At 36.3% G+C, this 17590-nt stretch carries 14 protein-coding genes; 10 read left to right on the top strand and 4 right to left on the bottom strand.

The features are described 5' to 3' along the window. Window positions 1-2 precede the first annotated feature (2 nt). Complete coding sequence (locus tag AZF08_RS16570; protein ID WP_033678065.1) at window positions 3-1199, bottom strand: FtsK/SpoIIIE domain-containing protein; 1197 nt, start codon at window positions 1197-1199, stop codon at window positions 3-5. A gap of 315 nt (window positions 1200-1514) precedes the next feature. Here AZF08_RS16570 and AZF08_RS16575 point away from each other — a divergent pair, with 315 nt between their 5' ends. After that, a complete protein-coding gene (locus AZF08_RS16575; RefSeq protein ID WP_033678067.1) occupies window positions 1515-1985 on the top strand; it encodes an endonuclease domain-containing protein in 471 nt (156 codons plus the stop codon). A gap of 21 nt (window positions 1986-2006) precedes the next feature. Here AZF08_RS16575 and AZF08_RS16580 read toward each other — a convergent pair whose 3' ends face one another. From AZF08_RS16580 to AZF08_RS16590, 3 genes are all read right to left on the bottom strand, one after another. Next, window positions 2007-2561, bottom strand: coding sequence for a MerR family transcriptional regulator (locus AZF08_RS16580; RefSeq protein WP_033678069.1), 555 nt, complete (start codon window positions 2559-2561; stop codon window positions 2007-2009). 89 nt (window positions 2562-2650) lie between these two features. Then, entirely contained in the window at window positions 2651-3070 is a 420-nt protein-coding gene (locus tag AZF08_RS16585) for a hypothetical protein (protein WP_033678071.1), read from the bottom strand. A gap of 30 nt (window positions 3071-3100) precedes the next feature. Continuing rightward, the gene (locus AZF08_RS16590; RefSeq protein WP_033678073.1) at window positions 3101-4267 is read right to left on the bottom strand and encodes a ParM/StbA family protein; all 1167 of its coding nucleotides are present in this window, start codon (window positions 4265-4267) and stop codon (window positions 3101-3103) included. Between the two features lie 643 nt (window positions 4268-4910). Here AZF08_RS16590 and AZF08_RS16595 point away from each other — a divergent pair. The 9 genes from AZF08_RS16595 to AZF08_RS16635 form a co-directional block, all read left to right on the top strand. Then, the gene (locus tag AZF08_RS16595) at window positions 4911-6515 is read left to right on the top strand and encodes a primase C-terminal domain-containing protein (protein WP_051725923.1); all 1605 of its coding nucleotides are present in this window, start codon (window positions 4911-4913) and stop codon (window positions 6513-6515) included. A gap of 579 nt (window positions 6516-7094) precedes the next feature. Further along, window positions 7095-9950 (top strand): type IV secretory system conjugative DNA transfer family protein, encoded by a 2856-nt coding sequence (locus AZF08_RS16600; protein ID WP_033678075.1) that lies wholly within the window; start codon window positions 7095-7097, stop codon window positions 9948-9950. Beyond that, on the top strand, window positions 9950-10792 hold the full coding sequence (locus AZF08_RS16605) for a replication-relaxation family protein (RefSeq protein ID WP_033678077.1): 843 nt from the start codon (window positions 9950-9952) through the stop codon (window positions 10790-10792). The genes AZF08_RS16600 and AZF08_RS16605 overlap by 1 nt, the downstream gene beginning before the upstream one ends. Window positions 10793-10824: 32 nt before the next feature. Then, a complete protein-coding gene (locus AZF08_RS16610; protein WP_051725925.1) occupies window positions 10825-11769 on the top strand; it encodes a conjugal transfer protein in 945 nt (314 codons plus the stop codon). 16 nt (window positions 11770-11785) lie between these two features. Next, window positions 11786-12040: a TcpD family membrane protein gene (locus tag AZF08_RS16615; protein WP_033678078.1), complete on the top strand. Its 255-nt coding sequence runs from the start codon at window positions 11786-11788 to the stop codon at window positions 12038-12040. Between the two features lie 4 nt (window positions 12041-12044). Further along, the gene (locus AZF08_RS16620) at window positions 12045-12599 is read left to right on the top strand and encodes a TcpE family conjugal transfer membrane protein (protein WP_033678080.1); all 555 of its coding nucleotides are present in this window, start codon (window positions 12045-12047) and stop codon (window positions 12597-12599) included. Further along, window positions 12568-15144, top strand: coding sequence for an ATP-binding protein (locus tag AZF08_RS16625; protein WP_033678082.1), 2577 nt, complete (start codon window positions 12568-12570; stop codon window positions 15142-15144). The genes AZF08_RS16620 and AZF08_RS16625 overlap by 32 nt, the downstream gene beginning before the upstream one ends. 19 nt (window positions 15145-15163) lie before the next feature. Then, on the top strand, window positions 15164-15634 hold the full coding sequence (locus AZF08_RS16630) for a hypothetical protein (protein WP_033678084.1): 471 nt from the start codon (window positions 15164-15166) through the stop codon (window positions 15632-15634). After that, a partial coding sequence (locus tag AZF08_RS16635) for a CD3337/EF1877 family mobilome membrane protein (RefSeq protein WP_063177317.1) occupies window positions 15631-17590 on the top strand: 1960 nt, incomplete at its 3' end. The genes AZF08_RS16630 and AZF08_RS16635, both read left to right, overlap by 4 nt.

Raw genomic sequence — 17590 nt, forward strand, 5'->3', positions numbered from 1 at the left:
GATTAATCCTCCATTAATCCAAAGATAGTATTGGAATCTTTTTCGTTGTTTATATGGGAATACTCTGGGCCTTTTGGATCGTCTTTTCGTTTAAAGGGGGATAGTAGTTTTTTTGCTTCTTCTACAGATAAAAAGGGCGCTTGAACTTCCTGGAGACTAGCAGCATCTATTTTAAATATCATTCGTCCAGGCTCGTCAGAGGGAATGTTTTCAGCGCCAGGAGTACCGCTTATATCGCTGTTTGTTTTATCCTCTGAACGAAAGCCCAACCTAGCGTTTAAAATTGCGCGTATGGCCGTATCTAAGCTTTTATTACAAGGTCGTTGCATTGACAAGAGTAAAAACATCCCGTAGGCCCTTCCCAAACATGCATATTGTAACAAATCCTCTGTAATTTCTTTTTCTTTTTTTAATACAATTACTTCATCAATCACAAGCACAATGAAGGCTGGTCTTTTAGATAATGGAACATCATTGATGTGACTTACACCGTATTTCTTTAATAAATTGCCGCGTTTATCAAGTTCATTTTTGAGTTTTTTCATAATAGGTTTAAATTGTCCTGGAGTGTCGCAAACAACTTTTACATGCTCAATGTTTTCGAAGATGTGAAATTCACTTTTCTTTAGATCAACTAGGTACATTTCGAGTTCGTGAGGTTTTTTCATTAAAACCCATGTTGTTAAAATAGTACGAAGCATAGAGCTTTTTCCGCTTCCTGGTACACCACTGATCAATGTGTTAGGTGATGTAATGAGGGAGTATTTGATCCATTGATTATATTTGTTTTGACCAACAATAATCGGCAAAGGTTCGTTCTTCACTAGAAGCTCGTTAAAGCTGTAATTTAAGCTTTTCATGCGTTTAGGGAATATCCGTATAACACAAGTTATGGAGCCTACTTCTAGCTCGATACTGTCGCCTAAATATTGTTTAAAGACATACTCCTTTTCAGTTAAATTCTTTGGGTTCATGCCTTTTGGTATGGTGAAAATAATCTCCTTGTGAGTCTCTAATATAAGTATCTTTTGGATAGTAGGGTAAATGTAGGTTTTGACATTTCCATACGTGATGTGAGTCAAAAACAAGCTTGCTGAATGAAATGATTTTTTAGTTTGTTCCTCTAGATCGTTAATTTGATTTTTTCTTTTTATATAACTTTGGTAATTTTGTAGGGCCTTCTCTAATTTTGCTAGCAATGAAATCCACCCTTTCTGATCCATTGAAATATTTACCAGGACAAATTAACCCTATTGGTAAAAATTACATGGTATAAAATTTTGGTTAAGGGGCACTATGACTTCCCTCGACCTTCCGCCCTCGTCGTCATAAACACATCCTTTATTTCTTGTTATTGCTACTTATAACACGTTAATACATGGGTAACATTAAGTAAGTAGTGATTTAAGTTGTTGATAAAGTAATTTAAAAGTTCTTGCTTAGTCATTAGCCTATGCAGCGATTGAGTAGGATGTAATTTGTCCTTGATAAAAAAATTGAAGAGGTGAAGAGGTATGATGGGGTTATTTATAGTTCTTGGATGCACTTTGTTATTTTTCTTTTTAGCTCAAATTACAACTTCTTCTAGTGGTTATAATCCAGATAGTGATACACAACGTAAGAAATGCCAAAGTAAGTTAGAAAAACAGGTTTATGATGCACTTCGTTATAAAGGATATTATCCTACTGTGCAACAGAAAGTCCCTGGTACACGTTATAAGTTAGACTTTGCATTTTATTCACCCAACGGAAGGAAACTGGATCTTGAAGTGGATGGACCATTCCATCGAGTACCAGAGAATAAAAGAAAAGACAAAAGACGTGATGCTCATATGAAAGATAAAGGATGGAGTGTCATAAGAATATCGGATATCGCTTTAAAAGAAGGATTTGAAAAAGAAGTGCTTTTATTAGAATCGAAATTAAATGATATGGGAATACAACCGAATGTGAAAGTGGATATGATCTTATCAGAACAGAAATAAGGACGTGTGATGGATTTATCATCATACGTCCTTATTCTTTGCAAAAAGCTTCGCCCAAAACCCTTGTTTTTTTTCTTGACTAGATGCTATCAATTTTTGATTGTCATTAAGGGCCTGGATCTCTTGTTTTAGTTGTTCGTATTGTGAAGAAATTGTTTTATTCAATTCATTAGCTGTTTTTAATTCTTGGAGAATCTGACGATTCATTTCTTCTTGCTCCTGGAACCTTTGCATAAGTGTTTGAAGTGTTTGGGCGGCTTGTGGGCTACTTGAAAAATGGTCATTTTCTTTGTGGGCGGGGGGCGCCCAAGCGCTCATATTTTTAGAAAATTCCTCTGTAACAGTAGATGCAGCCGTATCTTTTGGTATCTTTTGTTTTTTTGTTAGATATTTGTATTTTTCCAGCGCCGATAAATCATGAGCGGTAAATGCACGACTCTCATTTGTGCCTTTGGTGAATTTATACCCGCTCGCTTCTAGCTCACTACACCACCTTTTTAATGTGCTGTGTGATATCTGGAGTTTGTCAGCAACTTCATGAGTCCAATAGGCTCGTTCTTGTTCGGATTCGCTCATAGATTCATCCCTCCCGTTCAAAGTCGCTCATTTATAGATTAAACAAAAAGGATCGCACTTCCTTTAAATAAGGAGTGAGATCCTTTTTTCTAAAAATCGGGGTCTTCTAAATCCTCATCATCAAGAGATCCAGTAACCACCTTACTTGTTATTAATTGTCCCGATTTACCAATGTCTTTTAATGAATCATTTTCTAGGGATGCAGTGTTATTTTCTTGATTTGGCATAAAAACAGATGGAGCTGGAGCTACTTGGATAGTGGAAATTTTTCTTGTTAATTGTTCAATTGCCTTCATCATATAATCTTGATTTTTTGAAACCTCAATAAGTTCTTCTTTTGCATCAAATGGCTCCTGGCCTTTTAAGTCTTGTTCAACTAATTTTATAAGATATGAAGCTAGTTGTTTTGAGCGAGCTTTCTTATCTAAGTGGCTGTATACTTTTTCACTCATATTATCAGTTCGAAGGCCGAACACTTTTTGTCTTTCTTCTTTGCTAGTGCGTCCCATGAGCTCCCTCCTTTCTTTCTGGTGATATGCCTATTTAGATGCTTTTTGTAGCATTTCACCACGGCTTTTAACTTCTAGGCCATATAGGTTTAATTTACGAGAATCTGGCAAGAAAATATGATTTGCTTGCGCTATTTCAGCGCCATACATTTCCTCAATAACTTCACGGATGCTATCTTCTAGAATTGGAGCAACACCGCCAAAATAAATGTATTTGTATACTTTGTCAGCTGGTGCAGGCATAACATCCTGGATTTTTAAAATTAAGATGTTAGCAAATTCTTTTAAAGAAGATTTAATTTTATCAGTTAAATCAGTGCGTTTCCCGCTGTTTCCGTCAATTAATTCCATTTTAGGTTTTTGGTAGTTCTGTACTATGAATATCTCGAAAGAGCGTAGATCATCGAAGTATTCTATGAATTTTTCTTTTCGTAATTTTTCGATATGTGATAAATAAGCAAGCTTATCAATTGATTGCATAGAATCACGGTTTTTCGGTGCTTTTAAACCAGTTGGTGATAAGACAAGATCAATAGTACCGCCGCCAATATCGACTAATACAGTATCATTATTGTCAAACTGTCTTGCTTCCTCGCGATCTTCTAACTCAAAGTTTTTCTTGATCCCTAAACGTGCGATTTCTCCTTCAATACGACAAGCAGCCTTCTTAACATCAATATTTAAAGTGCGTTCTAAACCAGGAGTGTGAACAGATACGATATGTTCTCCTATAAAACGTTCTGACATTGCTGTTTGAGCTTCGCTGAATTTAGCTGTACGTTTTAGTAACCAAATAGGTAACATTGTTTGGAAGTACTCGATTTCAACAGTGTTATCATCGGATTCTCTTTCTTCATTAATAGCGTGGTAATAAGATACAGCAGCTAAAAACATTACATAAGGGATATGACTAGTGATTTTATCGTGTAGTTTATTAACGTGATTATTTGCTAGTGCGTGTTTTGCGGCTTCTTCACCTACTAAAAAATATCTTTCTTTCTCTTCTCCAGGAATTGTTGTAGAGATTAATAAGCGAGAATCTAGATCTTTAGGATTTCCAATGGCAGCGACAAAATGAGAATCAGCTTCATCTTTGCTGATTTCTACAACGTTTGTAGGGATCTCAAGATAAAAACCATCAATCAAATTCATATCAAGTGAGTTTCCAGAGTCTTTATTCACCATAGAAATTTTCATTTTTTTCTCCACTCCTTTTTTATCTTTGTTAACAATATATCATAACTAAACTGAAAATGGAAGTATTTTCTTATTAAAGTTAACAAAAATATTTTTCGTTTAAATGCTTGTTTTATAAGGGTTTATAGTAATTTTTATTTTATATTTTTAGTATAATGTTAACAATAATAAGAAGTTAACAATCTGAAAAATATAAAAAAGAATAAGGGGTTGCAGCCTGGAAAGAAAAGGAGTATATTTGTACTAGAACAGAAAATTATTCGCACAATTTAGAAAAGTAGAGACTTATTTACATAAATTACATAAATAAACAAATGAAATTATAAATCTTACTAATGTCTAAGAGAAACAAAAAAGAATAAAAAAAAGCAATCTTGCTAATCACAAGATTGCTTCGGGAACAAGCTATCTTCGACCATAGCTTGAACCATTTCCAGTTTATTTCGAACAAACTGGATGTATATTAATATTTTACTTAATGTCTGTGTCCATTGTACCATGAAATTTGTTGTCTATGCAATAAATTCATAGTCAATTTGAGACACTGTCTGACATGAGAAAATTAATATGCAGGTTCAAAAATGAGGACAGATAGCTTGGGCTATCTGTCTTTTTTGTTTCTCCAGAGAAAGGAGGAACGCAAGTGAATGTCTATCGACAAATATTTCAGAATCAGTTTACGGAAGTAGCAAAACGTCAAGGTGATAAACAAGTAAGTGGTTATGATAATGAACACGGTTGGACGTATTTAAGTGATGATTGTAAGAAATTTAAGGCTATTCGTACATATAAAACATTATTTGCTATGAAAGAAGACACTACATACTACACGCCAAATACGTTTTACCGCAATGATCGAAGAGATGAATCGTCTTTGCGTTGGCTAAATGCGCTCGTAATTGATATAGATGTGAAAAATAATCCTAATAATGAGGGGCTAACTGTACCAGATATCTTAGATCGGGTAGAAGGTGCAGGCCTTCCAACGCCAGGCCTAATTGTTAATACGCCTAGTGGTGGTTTCCATGTTTATTTTTATTTTTCTGTTGCTAAACGTGCATTTGCCAAAACGATTGAATTTTATAAGCGTATCCAACGCGAAGTGGCTATGCAAATCGGCGGGGATTTGGCTGCAATTGGTGCAGAACGTTATTTCCGAATCCCTACAGCTGAAAATATAGCTTATGAGTCTAATAATAGAGTGTTATTTCATGATCTTATAGATTGGTTGATTATTCAGCAAGAAGACCGTTCTTTCTCTAAAACAGTTGTAATCGGTCAACAAAATTTACTCGTTCATCCAGCGATTTTAAGGTTATTAGAAGGTGTGGAAGAAGGGAAGCGAGACAATACGTGCTATACATTAGCACTAGCTTTTAAAGCTTCTGATTATAGTGAAGAAGCTGCGGAAACGAGACTACAAGAGTGGAACGCAAATTTAGAACAGCCTTTATCTATTGGAGAAGTAAAAAGGAAGGTGCGAAGTGCGTTCCAGGGATCAAAACAAGGGCCGTCTGCATATCATATCTGTTTGTTATCGGGTATGCCCTTCTCGTATCGTCCGTTTATAGGAAAAAAAGATCGTGAAGACCGTCAATATAGCCACGTGGAAGAATGGGAAGCTGATATTTTAGCATACTTGGAACAGCAAAAGGGGAAGATCTCTGGATCACAACGCAAACTGGCAGAGGATATGGGAGTACCTTTTTCATCTTTCAAAGTAGTTATAAGCCGTTTGCAAGATTCTAACCGTATCAACCTAATGGTTGAAGGGAAAGGGCGCGGAGCGAAGACAACGCTTGAATTGGTGGCCCAGGAGCAACCTATGGAACTAATCCAAGAAGAGAATAATAGAAATATAGATTCAGCCCCCGTTGAGATGGATGCACCTGTGTTATCCCTTAAAAAAAATGAGCCAAATCCGTATACACTTAAAGATCCGGTGGTGGGTGGGAGCTTGTTAATGTCTAGTATTTCGATCTCTCCAGCTACTTATAACACTACTCTTTTAGGCACTCTTTCCGACTCTCAGCTTTCTTTTGTTCAGCGAGTCTCTACAGTTACTTCTTTTCCTGTAGATTTAGTGGCCTACATCTATTCGTTTACTCTTACAGAGTTTCCAGAGCTTTCACATTCGATCTTATTTGAGTTGCTAACTACAGGTAGTTTACACCTTTATACACGTATAGATGATCTTTTATTGTACCTGTTTTATGAGATACAAAATTACTATGAAGATGTAGGATAACATGCTATTTTTTAGTGCTGGGGGACGCAGTCCGAAGGTGAGGAAATGAGCTTGCGAATGACGAGTCGAGGATTATATTTCTTTATGATTTCCACTATCTATAGTCCTATTGTTCGTGATCAATTTATAGTTAAACCCATTTGGTAATTGAAATTATAACCTCTAGAACCATTGAAATAATATAATGAATAATCTAATTAAAAACTTATGGGATAATCCTTGGAATACTTGCGTAATAATTATTAAAGGTGCTTGGAAGTGATAGTGCAGATTATTATGTAAATTATTTCAAATGAAATGATTGTAATAATAGGCATTTTATGGTATAATACAGGTATCACAGAATACGAAGCTTTCCCTGGATGATAGACTAATTCGTATGAATAGTCATCAGACAGGCGAAAATTTTCTTTTAAACTACGTGCGGGCGGCGGCGGTTCATTTCCGAGTCTCGTCTCGTATCACATGCCAGCAAGCTGTCTTTATTCGGCTTTTACTGGTTGTACTGTTTTTCTCTGTCAGACGAGATTCTGACTTGTTACGCTGTTTCTCGCTCCAAATATGTTCGGAGGTGGGACGTTGTCACGCAGCAAACTAGACAGAGAAATTGACGATTTCGTCACTAAAAATTGGCCGATGCTTCTTATCCTGGGAGCTGGAGCCGCCGTATGGTTTTCACGAGACAAAATTCTATCTGAACTTTCTCGATGGATGCCAGTCGTGGTTCAGATAGTGCAGCTGTTGATCTGGGGACTACTTGCAGTAGTTTTATTGCAGATCATACGCCGTGTTCTGTTGTATCAAATCGAGAGAAGACGTTACCGATACGTTATGATCATTCCTCATGTGGAAGATGACATGACGGTAGACACTTTGGGACGTATGATCCGTCAAGTGCACGGAGCTGGTCGCCGTCCATTAGAGCGGTTATTCAAAGGGCGTGATTGGTATCGCTTGCTCATGTATCGCCCAGAAGGAAAAGAAGAAAGAGTTCGTTTTTATCTTGCAGGGCCAGAAGATGGGATTCAACGTGTCGTCCAGGCGTTTTGCAGCCTCTATATTCATGCAGAAGTGTATGAACAAAGGATGGATGAGGTACCATTCCCGACTTGGAAAGCTGTTGGCGGGCGCATGGTATTGAAACGTAAGCATCTTGAAGCAACTTTGTCTTTAGCAAGATACACAAAAGATGTGTTGCCAACGTTACTTAATGCAACAGAGGAAAAAACGTGGGTTGATATTTCTTTTTCTCCAGATAACGGACATCGTTTGATAAAAGGCATACGAAAAGCAGAAAAAGCAATTAAGAAGAGAAAAAAGCATAGTTCTGGTTTCGGCCTAGATGCTTTTGAGAAAGAAGAGTATAGAAATTTGAACAGACGTTTTGCTGGAAATGAAATGGCTTTTCAAGTCGCTGTATCATTTGCTAGTGAACATTATCCTGGTGTCCCTGTTCTGAAAAATTTAGGGAATATGGTTGCAAGTATTATGGCTGATGTAAATGAGCTTCGATATCGAAGATTAAAACATTCAGTCTTAAAGGTTCCATATCCGAGTTATGGAAAAATGACCTGGACAGGGTCAGAGCTTGCAAATTTACTTCACCTTCCAAAGATCAAGGGGGATAAAAAGGATAAAGTAGAAAAGAAAATTTTGTATCTCGATAAGGGAGAAGAAATGTTACCCTCTGGATTGCTTGCTGATGGAATTGGCGTAGGTTACGCCAGACATCCAATGAAAAAAGACCGCCTGGTCAGAATAGCAAAAGAGCAAATGAAAAAGATGGGTGCAATAACTGGTAAAACTGGATCGGGTAAAAGTACAGTCGCAATGGCTATCATAGAAAGTGTCATTGATGAATTGATGGATGATTCAGAAAATGCAAGCGGTTTTTCTCTTTTTGATCCTACTCCAGACCTCGCAATTATCGCACTAAACCGCATGTTGAAAGCGGAATTAGATGGAAAACAAGTTGATTGGAATAAAGTGCATTTCATTCGCTTTCGGCATTCACAACATCCTCCAGCACTGAATTTACTTCATAGATCTTCGAATGAAGATACCCAAACAGTTATTAACTCAATTTTAAGTATTATTAAATCAATTATCCCAGGTCAAGCACCTCAAACAGAGCGTATTTTAAAGGCTACAATTGGAACTTTGCTAATTGATGGAAAACAAGAGCACAACACACTTAGTATTCCAATGTTTTTGACAAACGAGCTATTCCGAGCGCGAGTCCTATCAAATTTAGAGGGGCCAGAAGCAAAATATTATTCCCATTATTGGAAATATGACGTTAGGGATACTTTGGATGCTAGTATCCAAAGTATTTTGAACAGATTAGATTTATTTAGAAGTACAACATATCTGAAAAGAATGTATGGTCAATCTGGCTTTTCATTAGACATTAGAAAGTGGATGGATGAAGGGCATATTATTTTTTATGACTTATCTGATATGCAACCAGACGATATTCAACTAACAATTGGATATATCATGAATCAATATCATCGCATTGTTCAGCAACGACCAATTGGATCAAAACTACATTTAACTTTTATTGACGAAGCCCACAAAGTACAAGTACCAATCCTTCCAAAAATCGTAGCAGAAGACCGAAAATATGGTCTGGGCCTATGGCCAATTACACAACAAATCACAGGACAATTAGACAAAGCTCTGGCGGATGCATTAAAAGAAATTGGTGGTAATTTCTTTGTTTGTCGTCAAGGGCCAGATTCAGCTAAAGTCTTAGAAGACATTATGCAAAAGCGTTTTCGAGCACAGTATTTACAGGGATTACCTGATCTGGTTGTTGCCGTTCAAACACAAGATAAAATTGACGGAAAGGCACAAGATGTATGGTGCACGATAGAAGTTCCGCCACTAGATCGCTATTTACCAGACGGGAAAGTTGCTATTTATGGCAACGAATCAATGATAAATGCATCTAACGCATGGACACACGCAAAAATCAAAGAATTAGAGCAAACAGGAAAATCCATTGAAGAAATAGATAAAGAAATAGATCAGTTTCTTTATGGTAAGGGTGGATCTAAGAAGGAAAAAGCACCTCTAGGGAAATCGGAACATTCGAAAGATTCGATTTTTAACGCTCTTGAAAAAGAAAAAGCTACTGAACCAGTGCAAAATAAGTCAACAGATACACCGTTTCTAACAAAAAAGCAGCAAGAAACATCAAATATAAGCGTTAAAGAAGAACAGCAAGCGAAAATCATCCCATTGTTTCAAAAGAAAAAGACAAAAGTCGTACCAGAAACAGTAAAAGAAGAAAAGCCAATAGTAGAAAAAGCGATTGAAGAAAAACGACAGCCAGAGGAAATAAAAGAGCAGTCAGAAATAAAGAAACCTAAGAAGAAAGAAGAAGAGAAAAAAAGCATATTTGACATGCTAGAGAGGGAGAAAACATGATGGCCCACCTAATGTTATCAGAAGAAGACCAAAAACTATTAATTGATTTGCATACTCATGTGTACTTAGACCTGGAATATATCGAATCGAAATGTTATCCAGGGCATCGAAAAAACTCCGTATATTACCGCCTTCGCAGGCTGGAAGAGGGGGAATACATCAAACATGAACATTTACCCATTCCTTCTATAAGAAATCAAGTGAGGAAGTCGGGAAGACCTCAAAACGTGTATACACTCACAAAGTATGGTGTAGAAATGGTTCGAGAGTTGAGGGGGGAAGTACATTGGAATCCTAGATGGTCAGAACGTGTTGCGACATTTGTTTATCACAGTCTTATGTTAGCTCATCTAGAGTGTTCCATGACGCTCCAATCAGAAAAAGAAGAAAAATTAGAGTTGAAAGAGTGGATAAATGAACCTAGAGCAACATTTCGATATTCGAAAAGTTCAGTCGATGTTATTCGACCAGATGGAATTGCGGTAATTGGTGTTAAAGATATGATCGATGCCAATGTAGGATTGTTTTTAGAAATGGAAAGGACATTCGGTACAAAAGATGTTCTTTTGAAGAAAATTAGACGATATAACGATTTTTTACAACGTGAAGAAAAAATTGAAGAATATGATCAAAATGTAGGCTTTTCTTATCCAATCCTAACATGGAGATTGGTATTTGTGGCTAGAGATGCAGCCAGAGAAAAAGAATTACTTCGGCATTTAAAAGGGGTGGAAAGTCCAGAATTACCAGTATATGTGGCTACTTTTGAGGATTATATAAAAGATCCATTTGGCCCTATTTATCGCGATTTAGAAAATCCAGAAGAGAAAGTAAGGATTTAATGAACTTTGATAATTGAATAGGGGGGAATATATTGAACTGGAAAGAGTTATTGAAAAAGTTAAAGCCTAGCGGCAGCAACCAGCAATTCAAAGCGCCAAAAAATCGTGGGCGAAAAATAGGCGCAATCATTTTTTGGGTGGCGTTTATTTGGATATTTGCCGTTTCGGTTAGTACCGTTGTTAAGGGTAACAGTACAAAAGCGGTTCGCGCCAGTTCTCAAAATGAGGAATTAAAGCAAAATACAGAAAATCAAGCAATAAGACCAGAAGCGATTGAATTTGCAAAGTCATTTGCTAAAGAATATTACACTTGGCAACGAACAGATGAGGGAAAGCAAAAGCGCGAAGATCATTTGAAATCTTATCTGATGGAAACCCTGGATAAACAGGGGGGATTCGATGTGAAGAGTGCTCAATGGGATTCAAATCATATTCAGTCTGTAGTTAGCATGGTCAAAGAAACTGGTAAAGATAAAGCGAATATTGTTCTAAGGGTGAATTACAAATTATATCGACCAAATGAAGAAAAAAATGCAAAACAATTCCTTTCTATTCCAATTACAGCAAATAAAAACGCATTTGTTATTTCTGGACTTCCCAAAGTAGTAAATATCAATGAAAAGGCTGAAATCAAAGAAAAAGAAGAAAAACGAGAAGAAATTAACAATTTTGATGTTAAACAGGATATAAAAGAGTTTTTACCAACGTTTTTTAAATCGTATACAACAGCCACACAAGCCGAATTGCGTTATGTACTAGAAGACAAAGACGTTAAGGGGCTTGAAGGTAAAATGAAGCTTGATCGGGTTGTTGATGCGAAGGTATATCCAGTAAAAAATCAAAAAGAAAAATACGAAGTGGATGTAAATGTCATTCTTGTTAATTCTGATTCAGAAGCGAAAATGACAATGCATTATAAGTTAGTTGTAAAGAAACAAAAAGGCCAGTTTGTAGTAACACAAATCCAGAATATTTAAGGGGAGGAATTTGGATATGTTTTTTACAGGACTAATGAAAAGTTTGTATTTGGGGATTGGTTTAGATGGGCTATTACAGGAGGTTAAAAGTCAAGGGACTATGGCCCTGTATGTGGTGTTTATCGTGGCTGGAATTTTCTTATTTGTGAAACGTGCATGGGGGCTTTTAGTAACTTTAATTTTTGGTGGCGGATTATTAATCTTCTTTGTACAAAAGCCAGATGTATTAAAAAATGTTGGTACATGGATTTCTGGACTTTTAGGGCTGTAAGAGAATGCGAGATAGGGATAGAAAGAGCAAACCAATTAAAGTATACAGTTTCGGGAGCTTTATGAAATATGAAAGAAGACAATATGAAATATTAGGTTATCAACTTCCACGGCCCGTATCGTGGAAGTTGATGGGCTATTTTATATTAATTGTTGCTTTGTTTGTTTTATTAAGATGGTTTCCGTTAACAGGTTGGATCGTGGGGCCACTAGCTGATGACTATTACTTTCTGTATTATGTTGTACTCCCTATTTTGCTTGTATGGGGCCTAGATCGTTATAAGACAGATGGAAAATCATTTTTTGCTTTTTTTCGCTCGTGGATCACATTTAAAATGCGAACACATCAAATGAATAGATCAATGCGTTTAAGAAAACCAGAGATCTATGTTTTTAATAGTCCAATTTTTATCCAATATTCAAAAGAAGAAGTAATAAAACTTTCATCTTCGCAATCTAAACAAACAGAAGATATTGCGGCGTTTGAACTTACATTTATTAATGAGGAAGAGGGAGAGGAAGCGATATATGCTGAAAACTTTAACGAGGTTCCCAACTAAACATGTTGAAGAAAATCTTTGCTTTAGTGTTGATGGAAGGGTTTGGTTAGGTTACGAGGTTGAAGGATTTGAGTATGATTTTCATGATGAAAGTACAAAAAAAGGTTACTTTTTAAATCAAACAACATTATTTACTCATTTAGAATGTGACTTACACTTATTGGTTATCCCGCGCACAACAAACTCCGATGAAATTTTAGATGAACATATTGAAAGTATAAGCGGCCCAATGGCTCCAACGGGTCGCTGGCTTTTCGGGAAAATGAAGCAATATCTGAAACGTTCGGCAATGTCAACCGAAAATACAGAATATCACTTCTATATACTTGTTCAAGTCAATGAAGAAAAGAAACAAAAACAGGCCCGAAATCCTATTGTTGAAACGGCCAAATTTGCTAAACGTATGCGACAAGGTTTTACAAATGCAGCACATGAAGCAATAGGTTTACATGAATCAGATATTTTGGAAGATGAGATTGAAGAATATAAAGATATGGATGAAGTTATTCATGGTCAATTGATTAATACGTTTAAATTTGTAAATCGTCTTACAGCGCCGACGCTTAAATTTTTAATTGAACAAAACTTTACACGCGGAATGACTGAACCAGAGAGAGTGAAAGAATGGAATATAGGGGAAACAATTGAACTGTTTGACAGCAACGGAAAACCTAAAAAAGTACGCCGTACCCGTATGCAGGAGATTGTAAAGCTTACAGATTGTTTAATTGATGAGTCACCAGGAAGATCCTTGATTTTAGAAAGACAAAATGAGGATGGTGATTTGGAGAAAATGCATGTTGCTTTCTTGGCTGTAAAGTCTATGCCAGAAGAATCCATTTTTCCAGGTTTAGAGTGGATATATCGGATTCAGTCTCACTCTTTGAAATTTCCGGTTGAAATTAGTATTCGGGCACACCATATGGATAATGAAATAGTAACAAAGCAATTAACTAATAGTGAGCTGGAATTAAACGATCAGCGCCGTCAAGCAATGGTTGGAGGGAAAACAACAGATTTAACTATAGTTCGAAAAGTAAGAGGGGTTAAACACGTTCAAGATAGATTTCAAACTACTGGAATGCCAGGATATGAAATGAGTGTACTTTTTTGTGTATACGCTGAAAATAAGAAAACTCTTCAAACTAGAATTAATGCATTAATATCAGAATACAAGAAAATGCGAATTGAATTAGTAAATCCATTTGGTGACCAACTTGCATACTTCTATGAGTTTTTACCTGGTTCACATCGTTATAATACTGACTTTAAATTATACGTGGAGCCTGGGGTGCTGGCACAGGGAATGTTTGGTGCAACGACTCAGATTGGTGATAACAAAGGGTTTTATTTAGGAAGAACAGCTAAATTAAACCGTCCTGTTTTCATCAAACCAGATTTAGCAGCTAAAGCTTTAGAAAATATAGCGAATGAATTTGATAGTTTGTCAGTTATGATTGCGGGCCAAACAGGAAAAGGTAAATCATTTTTATTGAATTTATTAGTTTACTGGATTGTAATGAGTGGCGGCCGTGCCTTTGTTGGAGATCCAAAAGGGGATAGGGGCGATTGGCCTATCAAACTTCCAGGATTCAAAAAAGATCAGTTAGAGGTATGGACATTAGGAGCAAGTGCAGAGGATGCAGGGTGTCTTGATCCGTTCCGTATATGCAGTTCGATAGAAGAAGCGAAGCGACTTTCTTTAGAGTTACTTTCATTTTTAGCAAATGCAAATCTTGAAGACTCTAGATATGACTATTTAGTTGATGCAATAACGGAAGTTACGAAATTAGAAAACCCTTGTTTAACTTTAGTTAAGGAACAATTGAAAGAGAAGAAAAATCGAGATTCAAAAGTTATGTCAGAAAAAGCATTAGATAGTTTAAATTCTTTAATTCATCGTTTAGAAACAATTGAAAAAACACCGTTAGCCGAATTGTTATTCGGTAAGCCAGGGCAAAATTACCGTGTTTTAAGTCTAGAAAGACCATTACAAGTATTACAAATTCAACATTTACAATTACCAGATGCGAAGAAGCCAGCAGTTAGTATTATAGATAAACTTTCAGAGAGTGTATTAATTACTATGACAGCCTTTGGAAAATCCTTAATGAACTCTGACAGAAAAGTATTTAAAGTGTATGTTCAAGATGAAGCGGCCAGCGTCTTGAAAAATAGTGAAGGTTCTCGTTTATCAGATGATATTATTCGTAAAGGCCGTTATCACAATACAGGGTTATATCTTAGTACACAAAACGCCAGCGATTTTAATTCGGAAAATCGTGAGGTTGCCAATGTAGGTATGAAATTCTCGTTTGCTATGAAATACGATAAGGAAGCCGAGGAAATGTTAAGTTATTATAATCTCCCAATTACAGATGAGAATGTATCTATGATGAAAAAGCTTAAAAGGGGCCAATGCTTGTTCCAGGATATATATGGACGTACGGCAATCATCAACGTTGATCCAGTATTTAAAGAACTATTGACGGCCTTTGACACTTCAACAAAGTCAGACGAAGAAAGAGAATTACAATCGGTATAGTCATCTGGAGGTATAGAGAATGAAGATAATGAAGCCAAATTTTAAATTTTTAATACTAGGAATGCTGGCACTGATCAGCATTTCTGGTTGTCAAATGGAATCGGATAAGGCAAAAGAAGCTGATAAGGTAGCTATGGAATATATACGCGCCTATATTGATATGGACACGAAACAGTTAAATGACCTTTCATATAAGACTTATGATTTCGGGCCAGATAAGGTCGGAAATCCAGGTGCGAGTAAGAAACTAGGGCGTAAATATGACTTATATCGTTATGAGTTAGATGGGAAAAAGAATGAATATTACTACAAGGTTGTATATTATGATCCAGTTGAAGATAAGAAATTACGAGAAAGCTTATACATTTTACAAGATAAAAATGGAGATTGGAAAAATTCCGAATGGGCCTGGGGAAGCACTCACAATTTAGATTCAATTGTGGGGAGTAAAGAACCTAAGCATGTTCACAAATGGGGTGAAGGTGAGTGAAAAGAATAGGAGCAATAGTGTTGCTCTGTCTGTTTACAATTTTGTCTTTTAATTCTAATGTGGCTCATGCGGAAGAAGATACCATTTCTAATCATTTATTTGAAGGTCATACAGATGGTTTATATAAGGATTCACATTATCAAATAGACACAGCTCCTTCTAAAGATGATGATAAAGGCTTTTTTTCTAAAGCCTGGGGCTACATGTTTGGTGATGATAGCATAGGGAAGGATATTCAAAGAAAAATATATAGCGTAACACAATGGGGAGTAGATCTTGCTTTTCAATTTAGTTTATTACTTGTGAAGGGTGTTCTATTTGTAGTAGATCAATCCCTTAGGCTAGATATTATTGATAATGTGGCCGACAAGTTAGGAACAGCAATGCAAAATATCGCAGGAGTAGAGCACAATGGTTTTAAATCGGGTGGTTTACTTCCTTCAATTATCTCTTTAACTTGTGCTTTATCAGCTTTTTATGCAGCCTATATATTTTTTGTAAAACGTCAACCGTTAACAGGATTTTCAGAAATAGTAAAAACTGTCCTAGTAATAGCGGTTATTGTTACGTTTATTTCAAATGTATCAACATTTTTAAGATCAGCTAATACAGTCAGTTCAGAAATTAGTATTCAAATTTTAACCAAAGCAACGGGAACAGTTGCAGGAGATCCAGGACGTTCAAAAGAGGATGCTATTTTTGCAGTAAAAAAACAGATATGGACGTTACTTACTGAAAGACCGTACTTGTTTATGCAGTATGGGAAAGACTCAAAAGAAGGCATTGGAGAAGATCGAGTAAATAAATTATTAAAAACACCACCTGGGGAAGACAGAGTAAAGATTATAGAGCAAGAAATAAAAGATAAAAATGTAATGATGAAATTAGATAGTGTAGGGGAAAGACTTATTTTTACGATTGTGTATTACGTGGTTAATACATTTACTGGAATTCCGATTATATTACTTTGTCTTTTAACAATTGCTTTTCAATTATGGTTTATGGTTATGAGTATAATCGCACCAATTTGTATGGCTGTAGCATTATTACCAGGACAAAGAAGGGTTCTTTTTAGTTGGGCTACTGAATGGATCAGACCACTTGCATTAAAAATAATAATGTCCGTGTTGCTGGTTATAGTGTTCACTATTTCAGAACTGATATATACCCTTCCAGAATCCGGAGCGGCTGGATATGTATCAACTATGCTTCTTCAAATTGTAGTGTTTGTTTTATGTTATTTATTCAGAGATCGTCTTGTTGCTGCATTTAGTGCTTCTAAAGCAGCTTATAGGATGGCGACAGACGTTTCTTTAATGTCTGAAAGAGCGGTTGATTATGGAAGAGGATTTATTAATGATAAGTTTGGCTCCAATTCTAGACGATATGGAGAAGATGAAGAGGACTATGTAACTATTAGTACAAACGATCCAGAAGCGCTTGCAGCAGCTACAGGATCAGAAAATATGGAATCTGATAAAGATAAGCCAGAATTAGAGACAACCGAACTTGAACAGATGCCAGATAGCGAAGAGTTACAAGGAACAGACAGTAAAGAATTAGAGATTATGGAAGAAGAACAAGAATTAGAAGAAGGTAAACCATTAGAAGATGTCGCGGCTATTAATAAAGGTCAATTAATGAGCTTAGAAGACGAAGTTGAAAATGAAGGTATTGAAGAACTACCACTTGCAGCGGGTGACAATGTATCCATTCCTAGAAAACTACGAAAAAACGAACCACAGATAGCTATACTACAAGAAGATTCCTCACAAGATGATGTTCCAGCTACTAACGATTTGCCAGATGTAGCGACAACGGGAACAACAGAACAAATAGATGATGTAACAGTAACACCGGTTGAAAATGAAATACCAGGTCAAGAAGCGGCCGCTGGTCAAATTGAAACACCGATTGCGCCAGTAACGCCGATTGAAAATGAAATACCAGGTCAAG

It is taken from the genome of Bacillus gaemokensis (genome assembly GCF_001590835.1).
Classification (GTDB): domain Bacteria; phylum Bacillota; class Bacilli; order Bacillales; family Bacillaceae_G; genus Bacillus_A; species Bacillus_A gaemokensis.